The organism is Colwellia sp. KS18-150 (assembly GCF_057551365.1).
In genome coordinates this window covers 368,929-389,246 of the sequence record NZ_BAAJMC010000003.1, presented here as the reverse complement: position 1 = coordinate 389,246, position 20,318 = coordinate 368,929, and the positions used below count along the sequence as shown (strand labels likewise).

20 protein-coding genes are annotated in these 20,318 nt (G+C 37.7%); 10 read left to right on the top strand and 10 right to left on the bottom strand.

Annotation, left to right across the window (positions count from 1 at the left end):
• Positions 1 to 37: 37 nt before the first annotated feature.
• From AC27IF_RS07325 to AC27IF_RS07310, 4 genes are all read right to left on the bottom strand, one after another.
• Positions 38 to 478, bottom strand: coding sequence for a DUF4426 domain-containing protein (locus tag AC27IF_RS07325; protein ID WP_487053285.1), 441 nt, complete (start codon positions 476 to 478; stop codon positions 38 to 40).
• A gap of 91 nt (positions 479 to 569) precedes the next feature.
• Positions 570 to 1,115, bottom strand: a complete 546-nt coding sequence (locus tag AC27IF_RS07320) for a YggT family protein (RefSeq protein WP_487053283.1) — start codon at positions 1,113 to 1,115, stop codon at positions 570 to 572.
• 5 nt (positions 1,116 to 1,120) lie between these two features.
• Positions 1,121 to 1,933, bottom strand: a complete 813-nt coding sequence (proC, locus tag AC27IF_RS07315) for a pyrroline-5-carboxylate reductase (RefSeq protein ID WP_487053281.1) — start codon at positions 1,931 to 1,933, stop codon at positions 1,121 to 1,123.
• A gap of 59 nt (positions 1,934 to 1,992) precedes the next feature.
• A complete protein-coding gene (locus AC27IF_RS07310; RefSeq protein WP_487053279.1) occupies positions 1,993 to 2,721 on the bottom strand; it encodes a YggS family pyridoxal phosphate-dependent enzyme in 729 nt (242 codons plus the stop codon).
• A gap of 103 nt (positions 2,722 to 2,824) precedes the next feature.
• Between AC27IF_RS07310 and AC27IF_RS07305 the strand changes: the two genes are divergently transcribed.
• Positions 2,825 to 3,868 (top strand): type IV pilus twitching motility protein PilT, encoded by a 1,044-nt coding sequence (locus AC27IF_RS07305; protein WP_487053277.1) that lies wholly within the window; start codon positions 2,825 to 2,827, stop codon positions 3,866 to 3,868.
• Positions 3,869 to 3,884: 16 nt separating this feature from the next.
• A complete protein-coding gene (locus AC27IF_RS07300; protein WP_487053275.1) occupies positions 3,885 to 5,012 on the top strand; it encodes a PilT/PilU family type 4a pilus ATPase in 1,128 nt (375 codons plus the stop codon).
• Positions 5,013 to 5,086: 74 nt separating this feature from the next.
• Here AC27IF_RS07300 and AC27IF_RS07295 read toward each other — a convergent pair whose 3' ends face one another.
• Positions 5,087 to 5,503: a CBS domain-containing protein gene (locus tag AC27IF_RS07295; protein ID WP_487053273.1), complete on the bottom strand. Its 417-nt coding sequence runs from the start codon at positions 5,501 to 5,503 to the stop codon at positions 5,087 to 5,089.
• A 189-nt stretch (positions 5,504 to 5,692) separates the two neighbouring features.
• Between AC27IF_RS07295 and AC27IF_RS07290 the strand changes: the two genes are divergently transcribed.
• The 5 genes from AC27IF_RS07290 to AC27IF_RS07270 all read left to right on the top strand — a co-directional run bounded on the left by AC27IF_RS07290 (position 5,693) and on the right by AC27IF_RS07270 (position 10,273).
• On the top strand, positions 5,693 to 7,138 hold the full coding sequence (locus AC27IF_RS07290) for a coniferyl aldehyde dehydrogenase (protein WP_487053271.1): 1,446 nt from the start codon (positions 5,693 to 5,695) through the stop codon (positions 7,136 to 7,138).
• Positions 7,139 to 7,363: 225 nt separating this feature from the next.
• On the top strand, positions 7,364 to 8,044 hold the full coding sequence (locus AC27IF_RS07285; RefSeq protein ID WP_487053269.1) for a TIGR00153 family protein: 681 nt from the start codon (positions 7,364 to 7,366) through the stop codon (positions 8,042 to 8,044).
• 10 nt (positions 8,045 to 8,054) lie between these two features.
• Entirely contained in the window at positions 8,055 to 9,320 is a 1,266-nt protein-coding gene (locus AC27IF_RS07280; RefSeq protein WP_487053268.1) for an inorganic phosphate transporter, read from the top strand.
• A 191-nt stretch (positions 9,321 to 9,511) separates the two neighbouring features.
• A complete protein-coding gene (locus AC27IF_RS07275; RefSeq protein ID WP_487053266.1) occupies positions 9,512 to 9,964 on the top strand; it encodes a hypothetical protein in 453 nt (150 codons plus the stop codon).
• Positions 9,965 to 10,030: 66 nt separating this feature from the next.
• Positions 10,031 to 10,273: a hypothetical protein gene (locus tag AC27IF_RS07270; RefSeq protein ID WP_487053265.1), complete on the top strand. Its 243-nt coding sequence runs from the start codon at positions 10,031 to 10,033 to the stop codon at positions 10,271 to 10,273.
• A gap of 99 nt (positions 10,274 to 10,372) precedes the next feature.
• Here AC27IF_RS07270 and AC27IF_RS07265 read toward each other — a convergent pair whose 3' ends face one another.
• The gene (locus AC27IF_RS07265; protein ID WP_487053264.1) at positions 10,373 to 12,556 is read right to left on the bottom strand and encodes a S46 family peptidase; all 2,184 of its coding nucleotides are present in this window, start codon (positions 12,554 to 12,556) and stop codon (positions 10,373 to 10,375) included.
• A gap of 188 nt (positions 12,557 to 12,744) precedes the next feature.
• Here AC27IF_RS07265 and argR point away from each other — a divergent pair, with 188 nt between their 5' ends.
• Entirely contained in the window at positions 12,745 to 13,227 is a 483-nt protein-coding gene (argR, locus tag AC27IF_RS07260) for a transcriptional regulator ArgR (protein WP_487053262.1), read from the top strand.
• Positions 13,228 to 13,312: 85 nt separating this feature from the next.
• Here argR and AC27IF_RS07255 read toward each other — a convergent pair whose 3' ends face one another.
• Positions 13,313 to 13,873 carry a lipid-binding SYLF domain-containing protein gene (locus tag AC27IF_RS07255; RefSeq protein ID WP_487053260.1) on the bottom strand — a complete coding sequence of 187 codons (561 nt, stop codon included), beginning with the start codon at positions 13,871 to 13,873 and terminating at the stop codon, positions 13,313 to 13,315.
• 28 nt (positions 13,874 to 13,901) lie between these two features.
• On the bottom strand, positions 13,902 to 15,536 hold the full coding sequence (locus AC27IF_RS07250; RefSeq protein ID WP_487053258.1) for an FMN-binding glutamate synthase family protein: 1,635 nt from the start codon (positions 15,534 to 15,536) through the stop codon (positions 13,902 to 13,904).
• Between the two features lie 171 nt (positions 15,537 to 15,707).
• On the opposite strand from AC27IF_RS07250, the gene AC27IF_RS07245 reads away from it, so the two are divergent.
• Positions 15,708 to 17,099, top strand: a complete 1,392-nt coding sequence (locus AC27IF_RS07245; RefSeq protein WP_487053257.1) for a hypothetical protein — start codon at positions 15,708 to 15,710, stop codon at positions 17,097 to 17,099.
• A gap of 67 nt (positions 17,100 to 17,166) precedes the next feature.
• Here AC27IF_RS07245 and AC27IF_RS07240 read toward each other — a convergent pair whose 3' ends face one another.
• Positions 17,167 to 18,750, bottom strand: a complete 1,584-nt coding sequence (locus AC27IF_RS07240) for an FGGY-family carbohydrate kinase (protein ID WP_487053255.1) — start codon at positions 18,748 to 18,750, stop codon at positions 17,167 to 17,169.
• Between the two features lie 270 nt (positions 18,751 to 19,020).
• On the opposite strand from AC27IF_RS07240, the gene AC27IF_RS07235 reads away from it, so the two are divergent.
• Positions 19,021 to 19,401, top strand: a complete 381-nt coding sequence (locus tag AC27IF_RS07235) for a YacL family protein (protein ID WP_487053253.1) — start codon at positions 19,021 to 19,023, stop codon at positions 19,399 to 19,401.
• Positions 19,402 to 19,434: 33 nt separating this feature from the next.
• Here AC27IF_RS07235 and AC27IF_RS07230 read toward each other — a convergent pair whose 3' ends face one another.
• Positions 19,435 to 20,277 carry an HDOD domain-containing protein gene (locus AC27IF_RS07230; RefSeq protein ID WP_487053252.1) on the bottom strand — a complete coding sequence of 281 codons (843 nt, stop codon included), beginning with the start codon at positions 20,275 to 20,277 and terminating at the stop codon, positions 19,435 to 19,437.
• Positions 20,278 to 20,318: the final 41 nt, after the last annotated feature.

Below are 20,318 nucleotides of genomic sequence, written 5' to 3'. Positions count from 1 at the left end.
AAATTAAAATAACTATTGGCTTTAAATTCTAGGGAGATTAATCAACATAAAATTTTTGTGAAAACTTTAAGGTTTGCTGATCTTTTCCGTCAGTAATCTCAAGAGTAAAATGTAATACTTCTTCGTGATGATAGCTAACTTGGGCTAAATAATAAATTGCTTTACCTTCTTTAACTTCAGTAAATTCGAGATCTTTAAACTGCCCAAGATTGTTCTTGGCTTGACCATTGATACTCACTGTTTTAGCAGGAGTACCAGTTTCACTATTATCAAGTACTGAAATATTAACTAGACCGTTGTAGCGACTGCGAGTTATGCCATAAGCTTTAGCTATTTCAGGAGTAAAAAAAGTTGAGCCAATCGCCATATAATGAACGTTCATGGTGCCAAGCTTTTTCATATTTTCAGCGCTTGCATTCGTCAAGACAGAAAAGCTTAATCCTAGCGTGATTATAATGTTTAGCAGTAGTGTTTTCATCTTGCTCTCCGGTTAAACTCTCGTTAATGATAAGTATAGAATATTCTTGCGAAATGACTAAAAGCCTTTAGTGTTTCAGTTTAGTCAAACTTTACAAAGCACCCCAATACGGTAAAGAGCTAGAAAGGAGAATATTGATAACATTCATCGCTAGAAATGCGACTATCATGGATAAATCTAAGCCACCCATATTAGGAATAATGCGTCTGATAGGGTTTAAAAACGGTTCAGTTAATTGGTGGAAAATCATCAAGGTAGGGTTGTAGCCTTGTACTACCCAGCTCATGATAGCCATGATGATCATGATCACAAACAACATAAAGCCGGCTTGTTTTAACAGCACAAGTAAACCAATATAAAAAGCTAACGCTCCTAAACTTTCTCCCGCTAACGCTGCTAGCGTGAAAAATTTAAGAGTTGCTACGATATAGGCAACAACTATAGTTGCTAAGTCAATACCACCTAAGCCAGGTATAATACGGCGAACCGGAACGACTAATGGGTTACTGACTTTAACGATAAATTGGCTTAGGGGATTATAAAAGTCGGCCTTAACCCATTGAAGCCAGACACGCATAATCAAAATCATTAATAACGCATCAAATGCAAATCGTAATAAGTAAATTATAGCTTCCATTGTATTTAACCTTCTTTTGCCATTTCTTCGGCACGTGTAATTGCGGCATTCATCGCATTGCTAACCATGGTTTCAATGCCATCCGTTCTAAATTGTTCAAGGGCTGCAAAGGTAGTGCCGCCTTTTGAAGTAACATTTTCTCTTAAGGTACTAATGGCAACGTTATTATGTTCAACCATTTGTGCTGCACCTAGGGCGGTTTGCTGTACTAGCATTCTGCTTTCTTGTGCGCTAAAGCCTAATTCTTGCGCGTGCTTTTCCATTGCTTCCATAAACAAGAAAAAGTATGCCGGCGCAGAGCCTGCTACGGCAATAATATCATTTATTTTATCTTCAGTAGCAAGCCATATAACTTTACCAACCGCAGACATTAATTTATCACTGGCGGCTTTTTGTGCATCATTTACTTCAGTTGAGGCATACATGCCGCTCATACCTAAACCTAATTGCGATGGAGTATTAGGCATAACTCTAACGACTGGAGGGTTAGACTTCAGAGCTTGTTGAATCTGTGCCACTGTAGTACCTGCAGCAACAGAGACAAAAAGCTTATTGCTGATATCAATTTCATCCGCTAATTGTTGACAAACATCACAGATGAAATGCGGCTTAACACTAAGTACGATAATATCGGCAAATGCTCCTGCTTTAAGATTATCGTCTGTTTGTTGCACGCCAAATTCATTGGCAAGTTGTATTCTTTTTTCAGGTGAAGGATTAGCCACTATGATGTCACTGGCTGAAACACCTGAATTCACTAAGCCGATGATAATGGCTCGTGCCATATTTCCGGCACCAATAAATGCTATTTTATTCATGTCATATTAGTTGTGAATTTTCACAAACTTCTCATTTAGTAAGCGCAAGTTGTTATCGCTTAGGTTGTTTTCGTTTCTCTTTGACCAAAAATGGCAGTGCCGATTCTGACCATGGTAGCGCCATGCGCAATAGCAATATCTAAATCGTTCGACATTCCCATTGAGAGTGTATCTACTGTTGGATATTGGGCTTGTAATGTTTTAAACAAGTGCTGCATGTTTTGATAACTATCAAGTGCAGCATTTTTAGCCGGAATGGCCATTAAACCTCTTAAGGTAAGATTATCACAATTATCAACCACTTTAGCGAGAGATAACATTTCACTCGCCATAATGCCTGATTTTGATGCTTCATCACTAATATTCACTTGTAAACAAATGTTTAGCGGAGTATCTTGACAATTATTTTCATGATTTTGTTCGTTTAAGTGGTCATTAAGTCGCAGGGCTATTTTGGCTCTATCAACGGTATGAACCCAGTTAAAATTTTGCGCTATCAGCTTGGTTTTATTTGATTGTATTGGACCAATAAAGTGCCAACAAATGTCAGGTAACTCTGACAGGTCAGCAATTTTTTCAATGGCTTCTTGTAAATAATTTTCGCCAAAATGACGTTGGCCAGCTTGATAAGCATGCTCAACAGCCAAACTAGGCTTGGTTTTGCTTACAGCAAGCAAACTGACAGGATCTTGCCTATTATTATTGATATCAGTATTAAGACAAGCTTGACTAATTTGTGCTTTAATTTTATTAATGTTTTCTGTGATGCTTTGGTTGAGGTTCGGCATTTATAATCTTTTACTTAGTATCAATACGAACACTATTTTGACTTTTTTGAGAAAGTTGTTCAACTTTCAATGGAACAATTACAATATATAACAGGGGTTTTTTATGGATATTACCGAATTACTTGCCTTTAGTGTGCAACATGACGCATCAGATTTACATTTATCAACAGGTACGCCTCCGTCTATCCGTGTTGATGGCGATGTTCGTAAATTAAACATACCCGCCTTTGATGCTAAGGATGTTAATGCTTTAGTTTATGACATCATGAACGATAGACAACGTAAAGAATATGAAGAAAACTTGGAAGTGGATTTTTCTTTTGAAGTACCTAATTTAGCACGTTTCAGGGTTAATGCTTTTAATCAAAACCGTGGCCCTGCGGCAGTATTTCGTACTATTCCAAGTAAAATACTATCTCTTGATGATTTAGGTTGCCCTGATATATTCAGAGATATCTCAGATACCCCGCGTGGCTTGGTATTGGTAACAGGTCCTACGGGCTCGGGTAAATCAACTACCTTGGCGGCCATGGTTGATTATATTAATAACTCGAAACATGATCACATTTTAACCATCGAAGATCCTATTGAATTTGTACATGAAAATAAAATGTGTTTGATTAACCAAAGGGAAGTGCATCGAGATACATTAAGTTTTGAAGCGGCATTACGCTCAGCCCTTCGTGAAGATCCTGATGTTATACTGGTTGGTGAAATGCGTGACTTAGAAACGATTCGTCTTGCGATGACAGCAGCAGAAACTGGTCATTTAGTTTTTGGTACTTTACATACAACGTCTGCTCCTAAAACCATTGACCGTATTATTGATGTATTTCCGGGAGAAGAAAAGTCTATGGTGCGCTCTATGTTATCAGAGTCACTTAGAGCTGTTATCTCTCAAACATTGATTAAAAAAGTAGGTGGGGGACGAGTTGCCGCACATGAAATAATGATAGGTACTCCTGCTATTCGTAATCTTATTCGTGAAGACAAAATTGCTCAGATGTATAGTGCAATTCAAACAGGTATGTCTAATGGCATGCAAACGATGGATCAATGTTTACAAAATTTAGTTAATCGCGGCATGATCACAAAAGGTGCCGCGATGGAAAAAGCCGTAGATAAAAATCAATTTAGCAGTTTCTAGTTTAAGTAGGTAGCAAATGAATTTCCATCAGTTATTAGAAAAAATGGTTAGTGAAGGCGCATCAGATATGTTTGTTACGGCCAAACTAGCGGTCAGTGCAAAAATTAATGGTGAACTACAACCCATAACCGATCACACGTTGTCAGCAGAAGAGTCGTTAGGCTTAGTTCGCAATGCCATGAATGAAAAGCAAGTACGCCAATTCGATGAGGAAAAAGAATGTAACTTTGCTATCTCTGTTGAGAATATTGGCCGTTTTCGTATCTCTGCTTTTTGGCAACGTGATATGGCTGGCATGGTTATTCGTCGTATCGTGACAGAAATCCCTGATGCGGATGAACTTGGCCTTCCTTCAGTACTTAAAGATGTAGTGATGTCAAAACGTGGCCTAGTGTTATTTGTCGGTGGTACTGGTACAGGTAAATCTACTTCAATGGCTTCACTTATTGGTTATCGAAACCGAAACTCACGCGGCCATATCTTGACCATTGAAGATCCTGTGGAATTTGTTCATGAACATGCTAAAAGTATGATCACGCAACGTGAAGTTGGGTTAGATACCGAGTCATTTGACGCTGCATTAAAGAGCTCGTTACGCCAAGCGCCTGACGTAATTCTTATTGGTGAGATTCGTAACCAAGAAACCATGGAGCATGCGTTAAGTTTTGCTGAAACAGGTCATTTATGTATTGCTACCTTGCATGCGAATAACGCTAACCAAGCTATTGACCGTATTATGCATTTAGTACCTGCTGATCAACACGGTAAATTATTATTTGATTTGGCTTTAAATTTACGTGGTATTATCGCACAGCAATTAGTTCCCACTAAAGATGGTAATAGCCGAGTTGCCGCGATAGAAATTTTACTTAATTCACCTTATGTTGCTGAGCTGATTAAAAAAGGTGAAGTAGGTAGCATTAAAGAAGTGATGGAGAAATCCAATGAGCAAGGTATGCAAACCTTTGATCAAGCGCTATTTAATTTATACCAACAGGGTTTGATCACTTATGCCGATGCTCTTCATCATGCGGATTCACCAAATGATTTACGCTTAATGATTAAACTGCGTAGTAATGAGCAAGGGGGTACAGGCGGTTTAGCTGGCGTTACCCTTGATGGTTTTGATAATCCTGATGATTAATATGATTGAATAAATGGTTTAACGGCAGTAGATAGGTTGATAAACCATTATATTTTATAAAAAGCTAGCGATACCTATTTGGTTGTTGTTAGCTTTTTTTTATAGCGTAAAGCCAATATTTTTAAAATATCTCGCCAAGTCATAATACCAACAAGTTTATTATCACTATCAACAATAGGTAAACAAGAGATATGGTTATCATAAAACATTATCACCGCTTTTGTGATAGGCGTATCTATATGTGCGGTGGTTAAACTTCTTGTCATGATCTGATGTAGTTTTTTCTGTAATAAAGCGGTATCTCGATGTGATTCCTGACTGGTGCCAACAGTTGGACTTAAATGCTTATAAAGATCTCTATCTGTGATCACTCCCGCTAAAGATTCATCATCGTCAGTGATCAGTAAATGATGAATATTATGCTCTTCAAATAGTTGCTTGGCTTTACTTAATGGGGCATCCATTGAAAGGGTAATTAGTTTATTACTCATTATGTTTTCAATTTTCATACATTAGTTCTATTTATATTGTTTTTATTAGTAAGAAAACTATCGCCATTCATTAGATAGTATGCTTATATGGCTCATCGGAGCAGTTATTAATGTTACTTTTTTAACCGTAATGTTTATAGTAACTGCACAAAGTAATTAATGACAAGAATAAAATTAAGGTGATTGACGATGGCTAATAATGTGTACAGTGCAGCAGATGATCAGCAAGAGATAAATGCGGTTGATGAGGTTTTATTAGCACAAAAACAAGACTTTGCTAGCCAGCCTTATCTTTCAGCACAAGCGCGTATTGCAGATTTACTTACCTTAAAGTCGGCGATTCTGGAACACCAAGAGGCATTAGTTACGGCATTGTCTCAAGATTTTGGCTGTCGAAGTGTTGATGACAGTAAAATGGGCGATTTAATGCCGACTATTATGGGAATTAATTACGCAATAAAACATATTAAAAAATGGATGAAACCCTCAAAACGTCATGTAGGGGTATTATTTCAGCCTGCAAAAGCTTTTGTTATGTATCAGCCGTTAGGGGTCATTGGTATTATTACTCCTTGGAATTATCCAATATTTCTTTCTCTTGGGCCATTAACAACAGCACTCGCGGCGGGTAATAGAGCGATGATTAAAATGTCAGAGTTTACACCGGCCACCAATGAGGTTATCAAAAAGTTAATCAATGATATTTTTCCAACGAGTAAAGTGGCCGTTATTAATGGTGGACCAGACGTCGCTGCGCACTTTTCAGCTCAGCCGTTTGATCATTTACTTTTCACTGGCTCAACACGGGTTGGTAAAATCGTTATGGCAGCAGCGGCAAAAAACTTAACTCCAGTGACATTAGAGCTAGGCGGTAAATCACCTACCATAATCGATAATAAAATAGATATAAAGGATGCTGTTTCGCGATTTATTTTAGGCAAAACGTTAAATGCCGGACAAACGTGTGTGGCTCCAGATTATATTCTTTGTCCTGCGACGCGTATTGATGAGTTGAAACAAGCTTTAAGTCAGCAGTTCACTAAAATGTATCCGAGCGTTGCTAGCAATAAAGACTATTCTAGTATAATTAACGAAGCACAATTACAACGTTTGAATCAGTGGCGTAGCGATGCTAAAGCAAAAGGAGCCATAATTACGCCTCTAGGCAGCGATAGTGAGCAAGATTGTCTGAATGCAGGGAAAATGCCCTTAACTTTAGTTAATAATGTTAATGATGACATGTTATTAATGCAGGACGAGATTTTCGGGCCCTTACTACCTATTGTTAGTTATAACGAAATAGATGATGCTATTGCCTATGTCAACGCTAGATCAAGGCCATTAGCATTATACTTATGTAGTCATGATAGTAGCACGCAACAAACTGTTTTAGAGCGTACTCATGCTGGCGGTGTTTGTTTAAATGATGCTGCTATGCATGTTGCCCAAGACGATATGCCATTTGGGGGCATTGGCCCTTCAGGAATGGGGCATTACCATGGTCACGAAGGCTTTTTAACTTTTTCAAAAGCGAAGTCAGTGTTTCAAAAAGGTAAAATAAATACCGCCTCAAACGCCTTTCCTCCTTATGATAAGTTGATTCATAAGTTAATTTATAAATTTTTCTTAAAATAAATTCCAAATCTCTCTGAGTACTTAATGGTAGTTTATTATACACTGTTGTTTTTATCCCTCTGAAAAACAACAGTTTTATTTTTGTAATATTTCTGTCATATTACTGTCATATAATTGTCATGTTAGTAATATTCTAATAGAAGATGTTGTCCTTTAGTAATTGCAAAGTAAATGCGTTATTATCCGCAACGAAGAATCTGCAACAAAAATAACTGGAAACCTATTATGGCCAGAAACTCAATTTTGGGTGTATTTGCAAAATCACCTATTAAACCATTAGAAAAACATATTCGATTGGTTGTTAAATGTAGTAACCAACTTATTCCTTTCTTTGCGGCATGTAGTGAGCAAAACTGGAGTGAAGCCGCGAAAGTACGTCGTAAACTCTCAAAATTAGAACAAGATGCTGATGTCTTAAAACGTCAGTTACGTTTAGAGCTTCCAGGTGGCTTATTCATGCCGGTTGATCGCGCCGACTTGCTCGAATTACTTACCCAGCAAGATAAAATAGCCAATAAAGCTAAAGATATTGCCGGTCGAATTTTAGGAAGAAAATTAGAAATACCTGCTAGCTTACAAGAGCAATTTAATGCTTATCTAGCCAGATGTATTGCTGCGACAGAGAAAGCGGCTGAAGCCATTAATGAGTTAGATGACTTGTTAGAAACTGGCTTTCGAGGCAGAGAAGTTGAGTTGGTGGAGAAAATGATCAATCAACTTGATGAAATCGAAGATGATACCGATACGATGCAAATAGCATTACGTAAAGATTTACTTGCGCTTGAAAGTGAATTGAATCCTGTTGATGTAATGTTCTTATATCAAATTATTGACTGGGTTGGCGATTTAGCCGATCTTGCTGAACGTGTAGGTGCACGTTTAGAAATTCTTTTAGCTAGAAAATAAGGTTTAACCGATGGATATTTTACTTAACTCAGGTTCGACCTTAGTCATTATTGCTGCTGTTGTTGGCTTGTTTATGGCGTGGGGCATTGGTGCTAATGATGTTGCAAATGCAATGGGTACCTCAGTTGGCTCGAAAGCGTTAACTATTAAGCAGGCAATTATTATTGCCATGATATTTGAATTTGCTGGTGCTTATTTAGCGGGTGGTGAAGTTACTTCAACTATTCGAAAAGGCATAATTGACGCAAGTTTCTTTGTTGATAGTCCTGAGCTGCTGGTCTTTGGTATGATCTCAGCACTGTTTGCGGCAGCAACTTGGTTACTAATTGCTTCTGCATTAGGTTGGCCAGTATCAACTACTCACTCTATTGTTGGTGCCATTGTTGGTTTTGCTGCGATGGGCGTAAGTGTTGATGCCGTAACTTGGTCAAAAGTTGGCGGTATTGTTGGTAGTTGGATAATTACACCACTTATTTCAGGTGTTATTGCATTTTTGATTTTCAATAGTGCACAAAAACTAATTTTTGATACAGAAAAACCATTACAGCAAGCCAAGCGTTGGGTTCCACTTTATATGTTTATGGCGGGCTTTGTGCTTGCGTTAGTGACAATAAAGAAAGGCTTAAAGCATCTTAACCTACACATTGGAACGGCAGACGGTTATATTTATGCCGTGATAACGGCTGTAGTTGTTGCCATGGTTGGTAAATACTTTATTAGTCGCATTAAGTTTGATGAAACAGCTGAGCTGAAAACTCATTATGCTAATGTTGAAAAAGTCTTTGCGATTCTAATGATAGTGACTGCATGTTGTATGGCCTTTGCACACGGTTCAAATGATGTTGCGAATGCGATTGGTCCACTAGCTGCAGTAGTAAGTATTGTTGATAATGGTGGTCAAATTGCAGCTAAATCAGCAATTGCTTGGTGGATTTTACCGCTTGGTGGTTTTGGTATTGTGGCAGGTTTAGCAATATTTGGTCACAAAGTTATTGCCACTATTGGTAAAGGTATTACACATTTAACACCAAGTCGCGGATTTGCTGCTGAGTTAGCTGCGGCTTGTACCGTTGTTATCGCTTCTGGTGCGGGTCTTCCTATCTCAACTACGCAAACATTAGTGGGTGCCGTTTTGGGTGTGGGTATGGCCAGAGGTATCGCAGCTATTAACTTAGGTGTGGTACGTAACATTGTTGTTTCTTGGGTAATCACGTTACCAGTTGGTGCCGGTTTATCGATTATATTCTTCTGGATGATGAAAGGTATGTTTGCTTAATCAATACCAAATGAAAAAACAATCGAATATTTAATACTTTGAAAAGGTCGCCAAATGGCGGCCTTTTTTTGTTTAGAGGAATCTGCCCTTGAAAATAATGAAATACACCTTATTTAAGAAGAAGATATTATTATTTTTATCTTTGTATACATAGTTACCAAGTACCTTGGTTCATTAAAAAGGAAGTTAATTTGCAACAGTTTTGGTTAAAACTATTACTGGTATTGAGTATCGGTTTATCAGCGAATGCTGCTATAGCCGTTTCCTTGTCTTCTTTACTTAACATTGACCATGCAACACCTTCGCTACTGGTTGATGCACCTTCACAGCTAAACCTTACCAGTAATGATGGCATTTTTAGTAAAAACAGCCACTCCAAACTGGTTAAGAGTTTGTCATTATTAGTTCAGCAAAAAACGGTAGAGATTATTGTTAATGAGGAAAAATTATCAGTATTCCTAACCAACACGTGTTGTCACAAGGTTATTAACTCATGGGATAGTGTGATTTATAACCAAGCACGTCAACAACAAAACAATGTTCATCGCGATATTCAAGCCCAGAAAAACACTCATTATCAAGGGCAAGCTAGTTATCAGGCTGAGCGACAAAAAGCGCTTAACTCCCTTTCTAAATTTAATTGAAAAGAAACTTTATCCTTCACAACATTCAAGCTGAAGGAGTAACTCAATTATTTTAGGAATTCCAATATGGAAAGTGCATTTTATTTAGTGCTAGCACCTTGGTTTGTGTTTATTGTCTTTGCATTTATTGCTAAGTTATTAATTCATTTTGCAAGAAAAAAGCGTGGAGTAGCAATTGCTTTTGGGGTGTTAGTACAAATGTTTAGCCCTGATCCCTTTGTCGAAAAAACTATCGAAGCAGTGACTGTAGAAAAGCGCCAACAGAAAAAACAGCATGATAGCAAAGTGATTATTCAGCCGGATGAATAGTTTTCTGCGTGAGCAGGGAAGTTATGCATTATTCTAGTCATACAGAAAATAAAAATCCGGCAGTTGCCGGATTTTTTTAAAGAGTTTTAAAGCAAATGGTTATTCAACAATATCCATTTCTTCAATTAAGTTTGTTGCACCGTCAACATGCTCCATTACCCAAAGCATGTAACGTATATCAACATGAATTGAACGATTTAACTTAGGATCGTAATCCCAGTCGCCAATAATACTTTCATAGACACCGTCAAATACTAAACCAACAAATTCAGCTTTATCATTTAATGTCGGTGAGCCTGAATTACCGCCGGTTATATCTAGTGTTCCAAGGTAGTTAACTGGTACTGAGCCAAGAGATTTTTTAGCATACTCGCCATAACGTTTATCATTGATGAGTTCAAGTTGCTTTTTAGGAGCGTCAAAAGGAGCTACGCCAGTGTCTTTTGCTACGATACCTTCAAGAGTGGTATAAGGTGTCGCTGTTAACCCATCTTGAGGAGAATAGCCTTTAACATTACCGTAGGTGATACGTAGAGTGCTATTAGCATCCGCATAAACAGGTAAATTATTATCATTAAAATAGGCAATTAATGCTGCCATGTATTTCGGACGATAAGTTTGAATTTCACCGGTTAACTCTTTTGATTTATCTTCAATTGCTTTACGCTCTTTAAAGCTTGTTACGGCTAATTGAATAAAAGGGTCACGACTGTTTTCAAATTCGCTCAGCTCTTTATTCATCCACGCTAGACGTTGCTCTTGAGAATTAAGTTTTGTATTTTTGTACATACGGTTTAGCTGTTTGCGTAGCTTTTTCTCATTGAAGTTGCTTGCGGTGATGTTTTTTAATCCGAAGAAACTATCAATTGAGCTAACACGCTCTTCTTTAGGTAGTGCGACATAATGGCTTAACATAGCAAAGACAATTTCAAGGTCAATTTTTGCATCATAACGGCGATTAACCGCTTTCATACTTTGCTCAAATCGAGCAATATCACGTTCTTGATAACCACGTTCGCGTTCAATGTTTGGTTTTTGCTTTTCTACCGCTAACCTATGCAATTTGTTAGCACTATTGAGCATTTTGCTATAGCGTAAATAGCCTAAAATTAGATCTCGCGCTTGTTGTGCGTTATCCATTTTAAGTAAGTTGTTTAACCCGTTTAATGATTCGCCGTATTCAGACTTAAGCTCTTTACTGCTGTTTATCCACTGGGCTAAATCAGTTTCAAGTTTAGTTTTGCGTGCGGCAAAGCTGCCTTTATTATAACTGTGGATCATTGAGCCATAGTTTTTGGCGTAGTTAGCAAGACCTGCAAGAGTGCTTTCATATTTTATGCGTGATTCACTACCAACTTCTGAATGTTCATGGATAAGAGCAATGATTTCTTCACGATAGGCCTTCGCTTGTGGATAAACCCAAGTGAATTGGTTTTCTACCTCATAAGCGGTTCTATAACGGTTGGTTCTACCTGGGTAACCTAATACCATTATATAGTCGCCATCATCAACACTACTTTTATTTACCTTTAAATGATGCTTTGGCTGGTAAGGCACATTATCTTCGCTGTAGTCAGCAGGTTGACCATCTTTACCTACGTAGGCGCGATAAAAGCCGTAATCGCCGGTATGTCTTGGCCACATCCAGTTGTCAATATCGCCGCCATATTTTCCTATGCTACTTGCAGGAGCATGCACTAATCGTACATCACGTATGGTCAGCTGTTTAAATAAATAGTATTCCAAGCCGCCGTGAAAATTCACTACGCTACAACGATATCTGTCATCGTTTTCACATTCAGCTACTAATTTTTTGGAATTTAAGTCTAGAGCTTTATAACGCTCGCTACCTGACATTGCTTCAGTTAATCCTGCTTTTACAAGCTTAGTAACTTCATTGATTTCTTCAGTAACGTAAATGCGACTGCCGGGAGTCGCCGGTAGTTCGTCTGATAACGTTTTTGCTAAAAAACCGTTCTTAAGCAAGTTGTTTTCTGCGGTTGAATTATATTGTATTGAACCATAAACACAGTGATGATTGGTGGCGACAAGACCTTGATCAGAAACAAAAGAAGCCGTACAACCGCCTAAGCTAACAATTGCTCCCATTGGAAAGCCAGTTAAATCAGTTAAATCATTGGGATTTAACTCAAGTCCTGCTTCAGTAAGCTGTTTAGCGATAGAGGGTAATTGGTTTGGTTGCCACATACCTTCATTGGCAAGTACAGAACTTGAGCTAATGGTTAATAGCGCAGCAACTAATGATGATGCAATTTTTTTCATAAAAATCTCGATTATTATTTTGAATGAACATGTAAAATTAATGTTAATGAAATTACAGTATGAATTAGTGTGCTTGAGTGCCTATGTTCAGTCAAGCTAACTGTGCCAATTACATTTTTTTCGTGTAGAATAATGTCAATATTATTGTACTTCACTATTAAAATTTATTATTGCGAGATGTCATAACAATGACCACACTGAGAAAACAAAATGAATCCAATTTAGTACATGCTTTTAAACGATTGTTGAAAGAGCAATGTTATGGCTCTCAAGGGCAGTTAGCACAAGCCTTGTCTGAGCAAGGGTTTGAAAATATGTCACAGGCGAAAATATCCCGTTTGTTATCTAAATTAGGCGCGGTGAAAACCCGTAATGCCAATAATGAAATGATTTATATTTTGCCTGACGAGCTGGCTGTTCCTAAGTCTAAACATGCTATCGAATCTGTAGTGTTAAGTGTTAAGCATAATGGTATGCAAATTATTTTAAAAACCGGTATTGGTGGCGCGCCACTTATTTCAAGAATGCTTGATAGTATGGGGGAATCTGCAGGAATTTTAGGAACATTAGCAGGGGATGATACTATTTTTATTGCGCCCGCTGATGCAAGTCGCATAGAAGAAATAGCACAATCTGTTAGAGAGTTACTAGGCGTTAAAGCTAACAACTAAATGTGGATTAAATAAGTTATTTGGTGAAACAAAAAAGGAGCTGCTAGCGCAACTCCTTTTTTCATTTTTGAATATGTGCGGATTGCTAATTTTCGAGTTTTTCGAAACTAAATTTCTGACCACCTAGAGCAGCTTCATACATCAAGCCACCTTTGATATAAGTAAAAGTAGCCATACCATTTTGATAAATACCTTCCTGTTTGTTTTTATCTGGGCTAGTCGCTGCTCCAGCGGAAGTTCCCGTTGTACTCGTTTTGGCATTGGCGCCAGCATTAATGGCTACCGCTGATGCCTGTGCACTAAACTCAAAATTTCCACTGGTGAATTTGTCATAAGATCTTTTATCTTCAAAGAAAATTATTTCACTAAAAGCTTGTCCACCCAATTGAAAGCCTATCGTTAATTGGGCCATTGATGTGGTGCCTGACTTTTTCCCTTGCTTATAAACCACACCATCGCCATAGGCGCCGCCTATACCAAAACCCCCTTTACCTATTGTCGGGAATATCGCGTAGCCATAAGCACTTTTAAAAAACGCTTCCACTTGAGGTGATTTTTTGAAATTGGCGATAGCTTTGGAATTATTATCAGCTATTGCCATATTTGAAAATAAAAACATCAGTAATGCTATGTATATTTTTTTCATTGTATAGTCCTAGGTTAATGTAAAAATGTTATGTATTGTGACTAAACTCTGGCGGCGATAAAATATAAGTATCAGCAACATAAAATTGTTCAGCTGAACTACTATGCCACCAATGATGCCAAGATTCATCAGCAATTTCATTATCGAGTAAGGCATTTGATTTAAGTGGTGAAATTAAACTGCCTGTTGACATTTGAGCACCGTAAGGGGAACGACGCTTGATCATTTGCGGTAGTAAGTGCTTTGGATCATCTAAACCCATACTGCCAACCAGCTCATAAAAGCTTTCTAAGGTATTATGGTGAAAATTCTTAACCCGCTCACTCTTATCTTCAATATTAATAGCTTTTGCTCGTTGTGGGTTTTGAGTTGCAATGCCAGTGGGACAATTATTGGTATTGCAGTGCCTTGATTGAATACAGCCTATCGCCATCATCATGGTTCTAGCGGCATTGACTATATCAGCGCCGGCAGCTATTTTCGCTAATAAATCAAAACTTGATGCTGTCTTTCCTGAGCCAATCAGTTTTATTTTATCTCTTAACCCAACCCCGACTAAGGCATTATGAGCAAAGTTAATGCCTTCAAGGGAAACCATACCTAATCGATTACTAAATTCTACTGGAGCTGCACCTGTGCCACCTTCAGCACCATCGATAGTGATAAAATCAGGCTGTATATTAGTCTCTAACATTGCTTTACAAACACTGAGAAACTCAGCGGGGTTACCAATACAAAGCTTTATACCAATAGGCTTTCCGTGACTTAATGCTCTTAATTTTTCAATAAAAGCAAGTAAGGATTTAGGCGTGGTGCATTCAGGGTTAATTGCCGGCGATACACAGTCTTTATCCATTGGAATATTTCGAATGCGGGCAATTTCTTCGGTGATTTTTGCTTGTGGAAGTACGCCGCCATGACCGGGTTTTGCTCCTTGTGATAGTTTTATTTCTATCATCTTAACTTGCGCTTGTGTTGCTATCGCAGTGAAATTTTCAGCAGAAAAGTTACCTTGTTCATCGCGACAACCAAATAAGCCAGTTCCTATTTGCCAGACAATATCTCCTCCATGCTTTAAGTGGTAAGGGCTGGCTGCGCCTTCTCCGGTATTATGGTAGCAAGCTGATTTTTTCGCCCCCAAATTGAGTGCTTCAATTGCATTATTGCTCAAAGAGCCGAAACTCATGGCACTAATATTTAAGTAGGATGCTTGATAAGGCTGTTGGCAATCATCGCCACCTATAGTGACTCGTTTAGCCGTAGCGAGTATTTTTTTAGGAGATAATGAATGCCATAGACTAAGGTAGTTTTCTTCGACCAAATTACGCTGCGTGCCAAAGGCAATAGTATCACGAATATTTTTAGCTCTTTGATAAACTAGGGTACGTTGCTCTCGGTTAAAAGGGCGTTCTTGAATATCATTGGCAATGAAGTATTGTTGAATTTCGACCCGAAAAGATTCGAGAAAATAACGAATATAAGCAACAACAGGGTAAAGGTGGTTTAAGCTATGTTTACTGTATTTTAAGTCGTAATAACCAACTAAGGTATAAAGTAGGGTAAAAATAAACAAAACGCTGCTACCCGAATTAAGCCATAGGGTTAGCGCAAAAATATTTCCCAAGCTAGCAATTAACCAGTACACCTTTTGCATTATCGTCATATTCATCCCTTAATTTTTGTTTTATATTAATTTACCATTAACTTTATGTGAATGCTCTTTAATATATTGTTAATTCTGACGAATAATCTAGTAATGCTCAATATCTGATTTCCTGTGTTATTATGTAGGAAGTGGTTTTCCCTTTTTTACCTTCGATTCTGACATCAATTTATGAAATATCGATTGCTTGATTTTTTACCTTTTATGTTCCTCTTCCTTTCTCTGGTGGCGACAGCTTCATTTTCAGAAGAAGTTAACATTGTTAAATTAAGAGAGCCGCCGGCAGTTGCTAAAGCACAGTATATTAAAGAAGTTTTAACTCAGGCGTATGCGCTGACTGGTAATAAAGTTAGATGGATTAACACACTGGGAGCTCATGAATTAGATCTTGTTAATCAAGATAAATTAACTGCCGCGCTAGCTAGAGCGACTGTTATTGAGAAAGAATACCCCGATTTAATTAGGGTGCCTTTTAAAGTCTTACATTTTGAGTTGTTGAAAGTAAGCGATAGGCAAAGGTGTGGATACTGCTTAGATGAAGATATTAGCTCGATCATTTATGCAAAGGGCAGCCATATATCTGAGCAATATGCAAAAACACTCCGTAAGTCTATGGATAAATTAGCCATTTTAAATCCTCAGAAATTAAACGAGATGATCTTAAAAAGACGAGTAGATTCGGCTTTAATTATGGACTTTCAGTTGTCTGAAAAAGCTGATGAAAACCCCCATCTAATTATTGAAACCGTTGCTTTGGAATATGATTACCATTATCTATCACCCAAACAAGCACATTTAAAAGAGCCGTTATTGAAAGCATTTAATCAGCTTAATGATAATGGCACTTTAGCTAAATTGCAGGCGAAGTATGAAATTACCGAACGTACTATAGTGGCTTGGGATAAGCGTAAAAAGATTAAAGCGATTTCAGGAAATTGGGTAGACTATACCAATATAGATGGCTCAGGTGTTTATTGGGATATTATTGATGAAGTATTTAACATTAACTTTGCAGTCAATAAAGAAAGTAGTATTTGGTCAAGGGCACTAAGAGCATTTGAAAATAAACAAGCAGACGTATTAGTGGGTGCCTACCGCAGTGAAAAATTAACTAATGCTATTTTTTCATCTTACCATATAGATTATGAATATCCCCTTTATGCATTTATGCGTGATCAAGATGTGCTAACTCGTTTTATAGCCAAAGATAAAGAACTTACTGCTTGTTTAAATATTGGTTCCTCTTTACTTAGTCATGTTAGCTTTTTACCGATGGACAATATAATAGAAACAGATTTAGAGCATTGTTATCTATTAATTGATAAAGGCAAAGTTGATGTAGTTGTCGAGTATGACTATAACCTTGATGAAGCCACCCAAATACTACCGAAATTAATACTCGTGGAATACTCGCCAATTTACGTGGTGTTTCATGATACGCCAGAAGGAAATGGTCTTAAAAAATATTTTGATGAGCGCATTAAAAAGTTGGCAGGTGAAGGAAAGCTCAAAGCATTATTTCCCGATAATGTAAGTTATAATCGAGCGCATATTCGTCAGTAATTCACAATTCATCTAGTCATTACTCGCTTATAACTACTAACGGTCTTCATCCTATGCTACCTCATGGTTATTTAGGATAACCAGTTATCGTACGAATTGATTTGTATAGAGGGTTTAACCTTTGGTACATCTTTTGATAAACGCTTCGATATAGCTGCTCGTATATCACTTTATTTTCTTCAATAGGCTCAAATTTGTCTCCATCATGTGTCATATGCATTATCGCAGTTTGGTAGTCTTCATAAAGCCCAATACCAACGGCGGCATTGATCGCTGCACCTAAAGCAGATGTCTCAAAGGTGTGTGGTCGCTCAGCCGTAATGCCAAAAATATCAGCGGTAATTTGCATTGCTTCATTACTTTGTGAACCACCACCGGAGACTTTTAATTTAGTAATTTTTACTCCTGATTTTTTCTCTGATAATTCTTTTCCTTCACGTAGTGCATAAGCTAGGCCCTCAATAATGGCTCGGTAAATATGAGCTCTAGTATGAACATCACCAAAACCAATCATTGCTCCTTTTGCTTCTGGACCAGGGTTACGAATACCAGGGTTCCAATAGGGCTGTAAAATAAGCCCCATAGAGCCAGGAGGCACTTCTTTAAGTAACTCATCGAAAAACACCTCTGCTGCAATGCCTTGTTCATCAGCTAATTGTTGCTCTCTTAATCCAAATTCACGTTTAAACCAGCTGACCATCCAGTAGCCTCGTTGTACGATCATTTCAGTATTATAGCTTGCAGGCATCGCAGCAGGGTATGCAGGAAGGTGTTTTATCGCTTCCACATATTTGGCATTGGTGGTATTAAAAGTAGCTGTTGTACCATAACTTAAGCTGCCGACATTAGGCTGTGTACAACCTGAGCCTAATACCTCACAGGCTTTATCTGCACCGGCAGAAATAATAGATAAACCTTGAGGGATACCTGTTTCAAGTGCGGCTTGTTTGGTGATTTTCCCTAAAACTTCCCCACAAGGAATAAGTTTAGGCAACATTGCTTGGGTAATGGGTAATGCATGCCAGCGCCAATCACGAGGCTTACACCAGTTAAGGCGCTTGAAATCAAAAGGCAGATAACCTACTTGACTTGATACAGAATCTACATATTTCCCTGTTAATTTAAAACTATGAAAACCTGACAGTAATAGATATTTATGAGTGTTTTGCCAAATGTCATCTTGCTGATGCTTTAACCAGTTTGCTTCTGCTTGAGAGCGAAAATACTCAACAGTGCCACTTTCTCCTAGCACTTTAAATATTCCTCGCCAGTACCAAGGCATTTTATCTAAAGTCGACTGTTGACGTTGATCAAGCCAGACAATAGCAGGTCGTAATGGATTACCATTTTTATCTAGATTGATGACTGTCGCGCGTTGAGTTGTTATTGCCATGGATTTTATTTTTGATTTAGGAAAATCAATTTTTTGCCAAAGCTGTTGACACGCTTTACATAACATTTGCCAATAATAATCAGGATTTTGCTCTGCCCACCCTGGTGCAGTTGAAAAATATGGTTCGAGTTCTACTCTACTCTTTGCAATTTCTTGCCCGTGAAGATCAAAGATAATTGCACGAACACTTTGCGTACCATTATCAATAGCAAGTAGATAATGGTCAGTTTTATTATGAGAAATACTGCTTTGGGGCATAAACTTTCTTTTTATTATTAAGATCACAAGGGGGATTTATCACGTTAGCTTATTACGACTACTAAAAAAGCAAAAGTAAAAGTCGTAAAATTATTCTTTGTTTACTTTTAAAGCAATCATTTATATTTAACCCATAAAGATAAATTTAATTCGTTAAGTTATGAGTAGCTTGCAGGTATAAACTGTTTTAACACCGCTAAAAGGCTAATATAATGCTACAATATAAGAAGGTTAATGATAGCCTTTTAGGCAAATTTAAATGGCAAGCTTATGGAATACGAATTTTTACATGATGCGATCACAGGAGAGGCAAAAGCACGATTTTCTTTAGAGCATGAAGTCGTTGGACCATGGATGGAAGTAGAGTTACGGCATGATAGTCATAAATTAACTGAATTATTAACAGCAATTGATTTAGTGGATAAAGGTATACAAAGTGAAATTGTTATATCTGGGCATGAGTACTCTATTGCTATTAGCCAAGATGATGTTGAAATACAAACAAACGCTAGTTTAAATGGTGCCGAACCATTACCAGAAATGCTAACCTCTGAACATATTAATCTTGATCAAAATGAAAGTGCTGCTTGTGGTCTTGATGATTTTAGACTCATGCTATTGTCTTGGGCGAAATTTACTAATATTTCATAGTATTCAATTGCAACTTTTCAGTAACCAGGCACTTTATGACAAGGATTCGGTTAGTTGTGTAATGGTGTTACTTAGTTCACTTTGTTCAATTCCTAAAATCGCAAGTGCAGCTGGTTCAATATACGCCCAATCTGGAGCCGCGCAGTCTAAATATTTTAATGACATGATGTGCTCTGCTAACTTTAAAACCGCGAACATATCCTGCTCCACTGAGCCATTAATATTATCTAAATAATCTCGTTCGTGATGTTGCAATATTATTTGGCAGACATCCTTAGGTAAACGCCAAGAGCTTGCCACATAATAGCCAACGGTTGCATGGTTTGCCTGATAATGCTTTTCTTCTAATTCGATAAGAGACTGCTCAGAAGTCACTAATGCTTGATCAATTATATCTTGATAATCTTGATATTTCATTGCCATTACAGGTATACCACAAGCATGGAATAACCCTAAACTTGATAGTTTGTCGACGGGAATATTCTTTTTGAATTTCTTTCCTATCGCGACTGCAGTACTAGAAAGATCACTAGTCGCAGTCCAAAAAAGCTCAAGATCAATACTACAACTCTTAGGATCAAAACTTTTCTTGAGTAAACTGCCCGTTACTAACATTACCACGCCGTAAATACCGATATAATTAACTGACATTTTTATGTCTGTCACGGTTCTACTCAAACCATATAATGGTGAGTTTACGGCTTTTAAAATAGCAGCACTGACGGCAATATCCTTACTGATACAGTCAGCAATCGAATTTACATCAGGGCTAGGCTCCGCCATTAACTTTAATAAACTTAGCAAAAGCTTAGGTTGGGCAGGAACTGAAAAACCACGTCCTATATCATCTAGCACGCTTTGGTCAATTATGAGCATTTCGATTCCATACATGAGTAAAGTTGAATATTATTATAGTT

Coding starts and splice junctions, on each gene's coding strand:
- AC27IF_RS07230 (WP_487053252.1), bottom strand. CDS start 20,277: ATGCTCATAATTGACCAAAGCGTGCTAGATGATATAGGACGTGGTTTT.
- AC27IF_RS07305 (WP_487053277.1), top strand. CDS start 2,825: ATGGATATTACCGAATTACTTGCCTTTAGTGTGCAACATGACGCATCA.
- proC (WP_487053281.1), bottom strand. CDS start 1,933: ATGAATAAAATAGCATTTATTGGTGCCGGAAATATGGCACGAGCCATT.
- AC27IF_RS07290 (WP_487053271.1), top strand. CDS start 5,693: ATGGCTAATAATGTGTACAGTGCAGCAGATGATCAGCAAGAGATAAAT.
- AC27IF_RS07325 (WP_487053285.1), bottom strand. CDS start 478: ATGAAAACACTACTGCTAAACATTATAATCACGCTAGGATTAAGCTTT.
- AC27IF_RS07285 (WP_487053269.1), top strand. CDS start 7,364: ATGGCCAGAAACTCAATTTTGGGTGTATTTGCAAAATCACCTATTAAA.
- AC27IF_RS07310 (WP_487053279.1), bottom strand. CDS start 2,721: ATGCCGAACCTCAACCAAAGCATCACAGAAAACATTAATAAAATTAAA.
- AC27IF_RS07280 (WP_487053268.1), top strand. CDS start 8,055: ATGGATATTTTACTTAACTCAGGTTCGACCTTAGTCATTATTGCTGCT.
- argR (WP_487053262.1), top strand. CDS start 12,745: ATGACCACACTGAGAAAACAAAATGAATCCAATTTAGTACATGCTTTT.
- AC27IF_RS07250 (WP_487053258.1), bottom strand. CDS start 15,536: ATGACGATAATGCAAAAGGTGTACTGGTTAATTGCTAGCTTGGGAAAT.
- AC27IF_RS07295 (WP_487053273.1), bottom strand. CDS start 5,503: ATGAGTAATAAACTAATTACCCTTTCAATGGATGCCCCATTAAGTAAA.
- AC27IF_RS07265 (WP_487053264.1), bottom strand. CDS start 12,556: ATGAAAAAAATTGCATCATCATTAGTTGCTGCGCTATTAACCATTAGC.
- AC27IF_RS07320 (WP_487053283.1), bottom strand. CDS start 1,115: ATGGAAGCTATAATTTACTTATTACGATTTGCATTTGATGCGTTATTA.
- AC27IF_RS07245 (WP_487053257.1), top strand. CDS start 15,708: ATGAAATATCGATTGCTTGATTTTTTACCTTTTATGTTCCTCTTCCTT.
- AC27IF_RS07255 (WP_487053260.1), bottom strand. CDS start 13,873: ATGAAAAAAATATACATAGCATTACTGATGTTTTTATTTTCAAATATG.
- AC27IF_RS07235 (WP_487053253.1), top strand. CDS start 19,021: ATGGAATACGAATTTTTACATGATGCGATCACAGGAGAGGCAAAAGCA.
- AC27IF_RS07300 (WP_487053275.1), top strand. CDS start 3,885: ATGAATTTCCATCAGTTATTAGAAAAAATGGTTAGTGAAGGCGCATCA.
- AC27IF_RS07270 (WP_487053265.1), top strand. CDS start 10,031: ATGGAAAGTGCATTTTATTTAGTGCTAGCACCTTGGTTTGTGTTTATT.
- AC27IF_RS07240 (WP_487053255.1), bottom strand. CDS start 18,750: ATGCCCCAAAGCAGTATTTCTCATAATAAAACTGACCATTATCTACTT.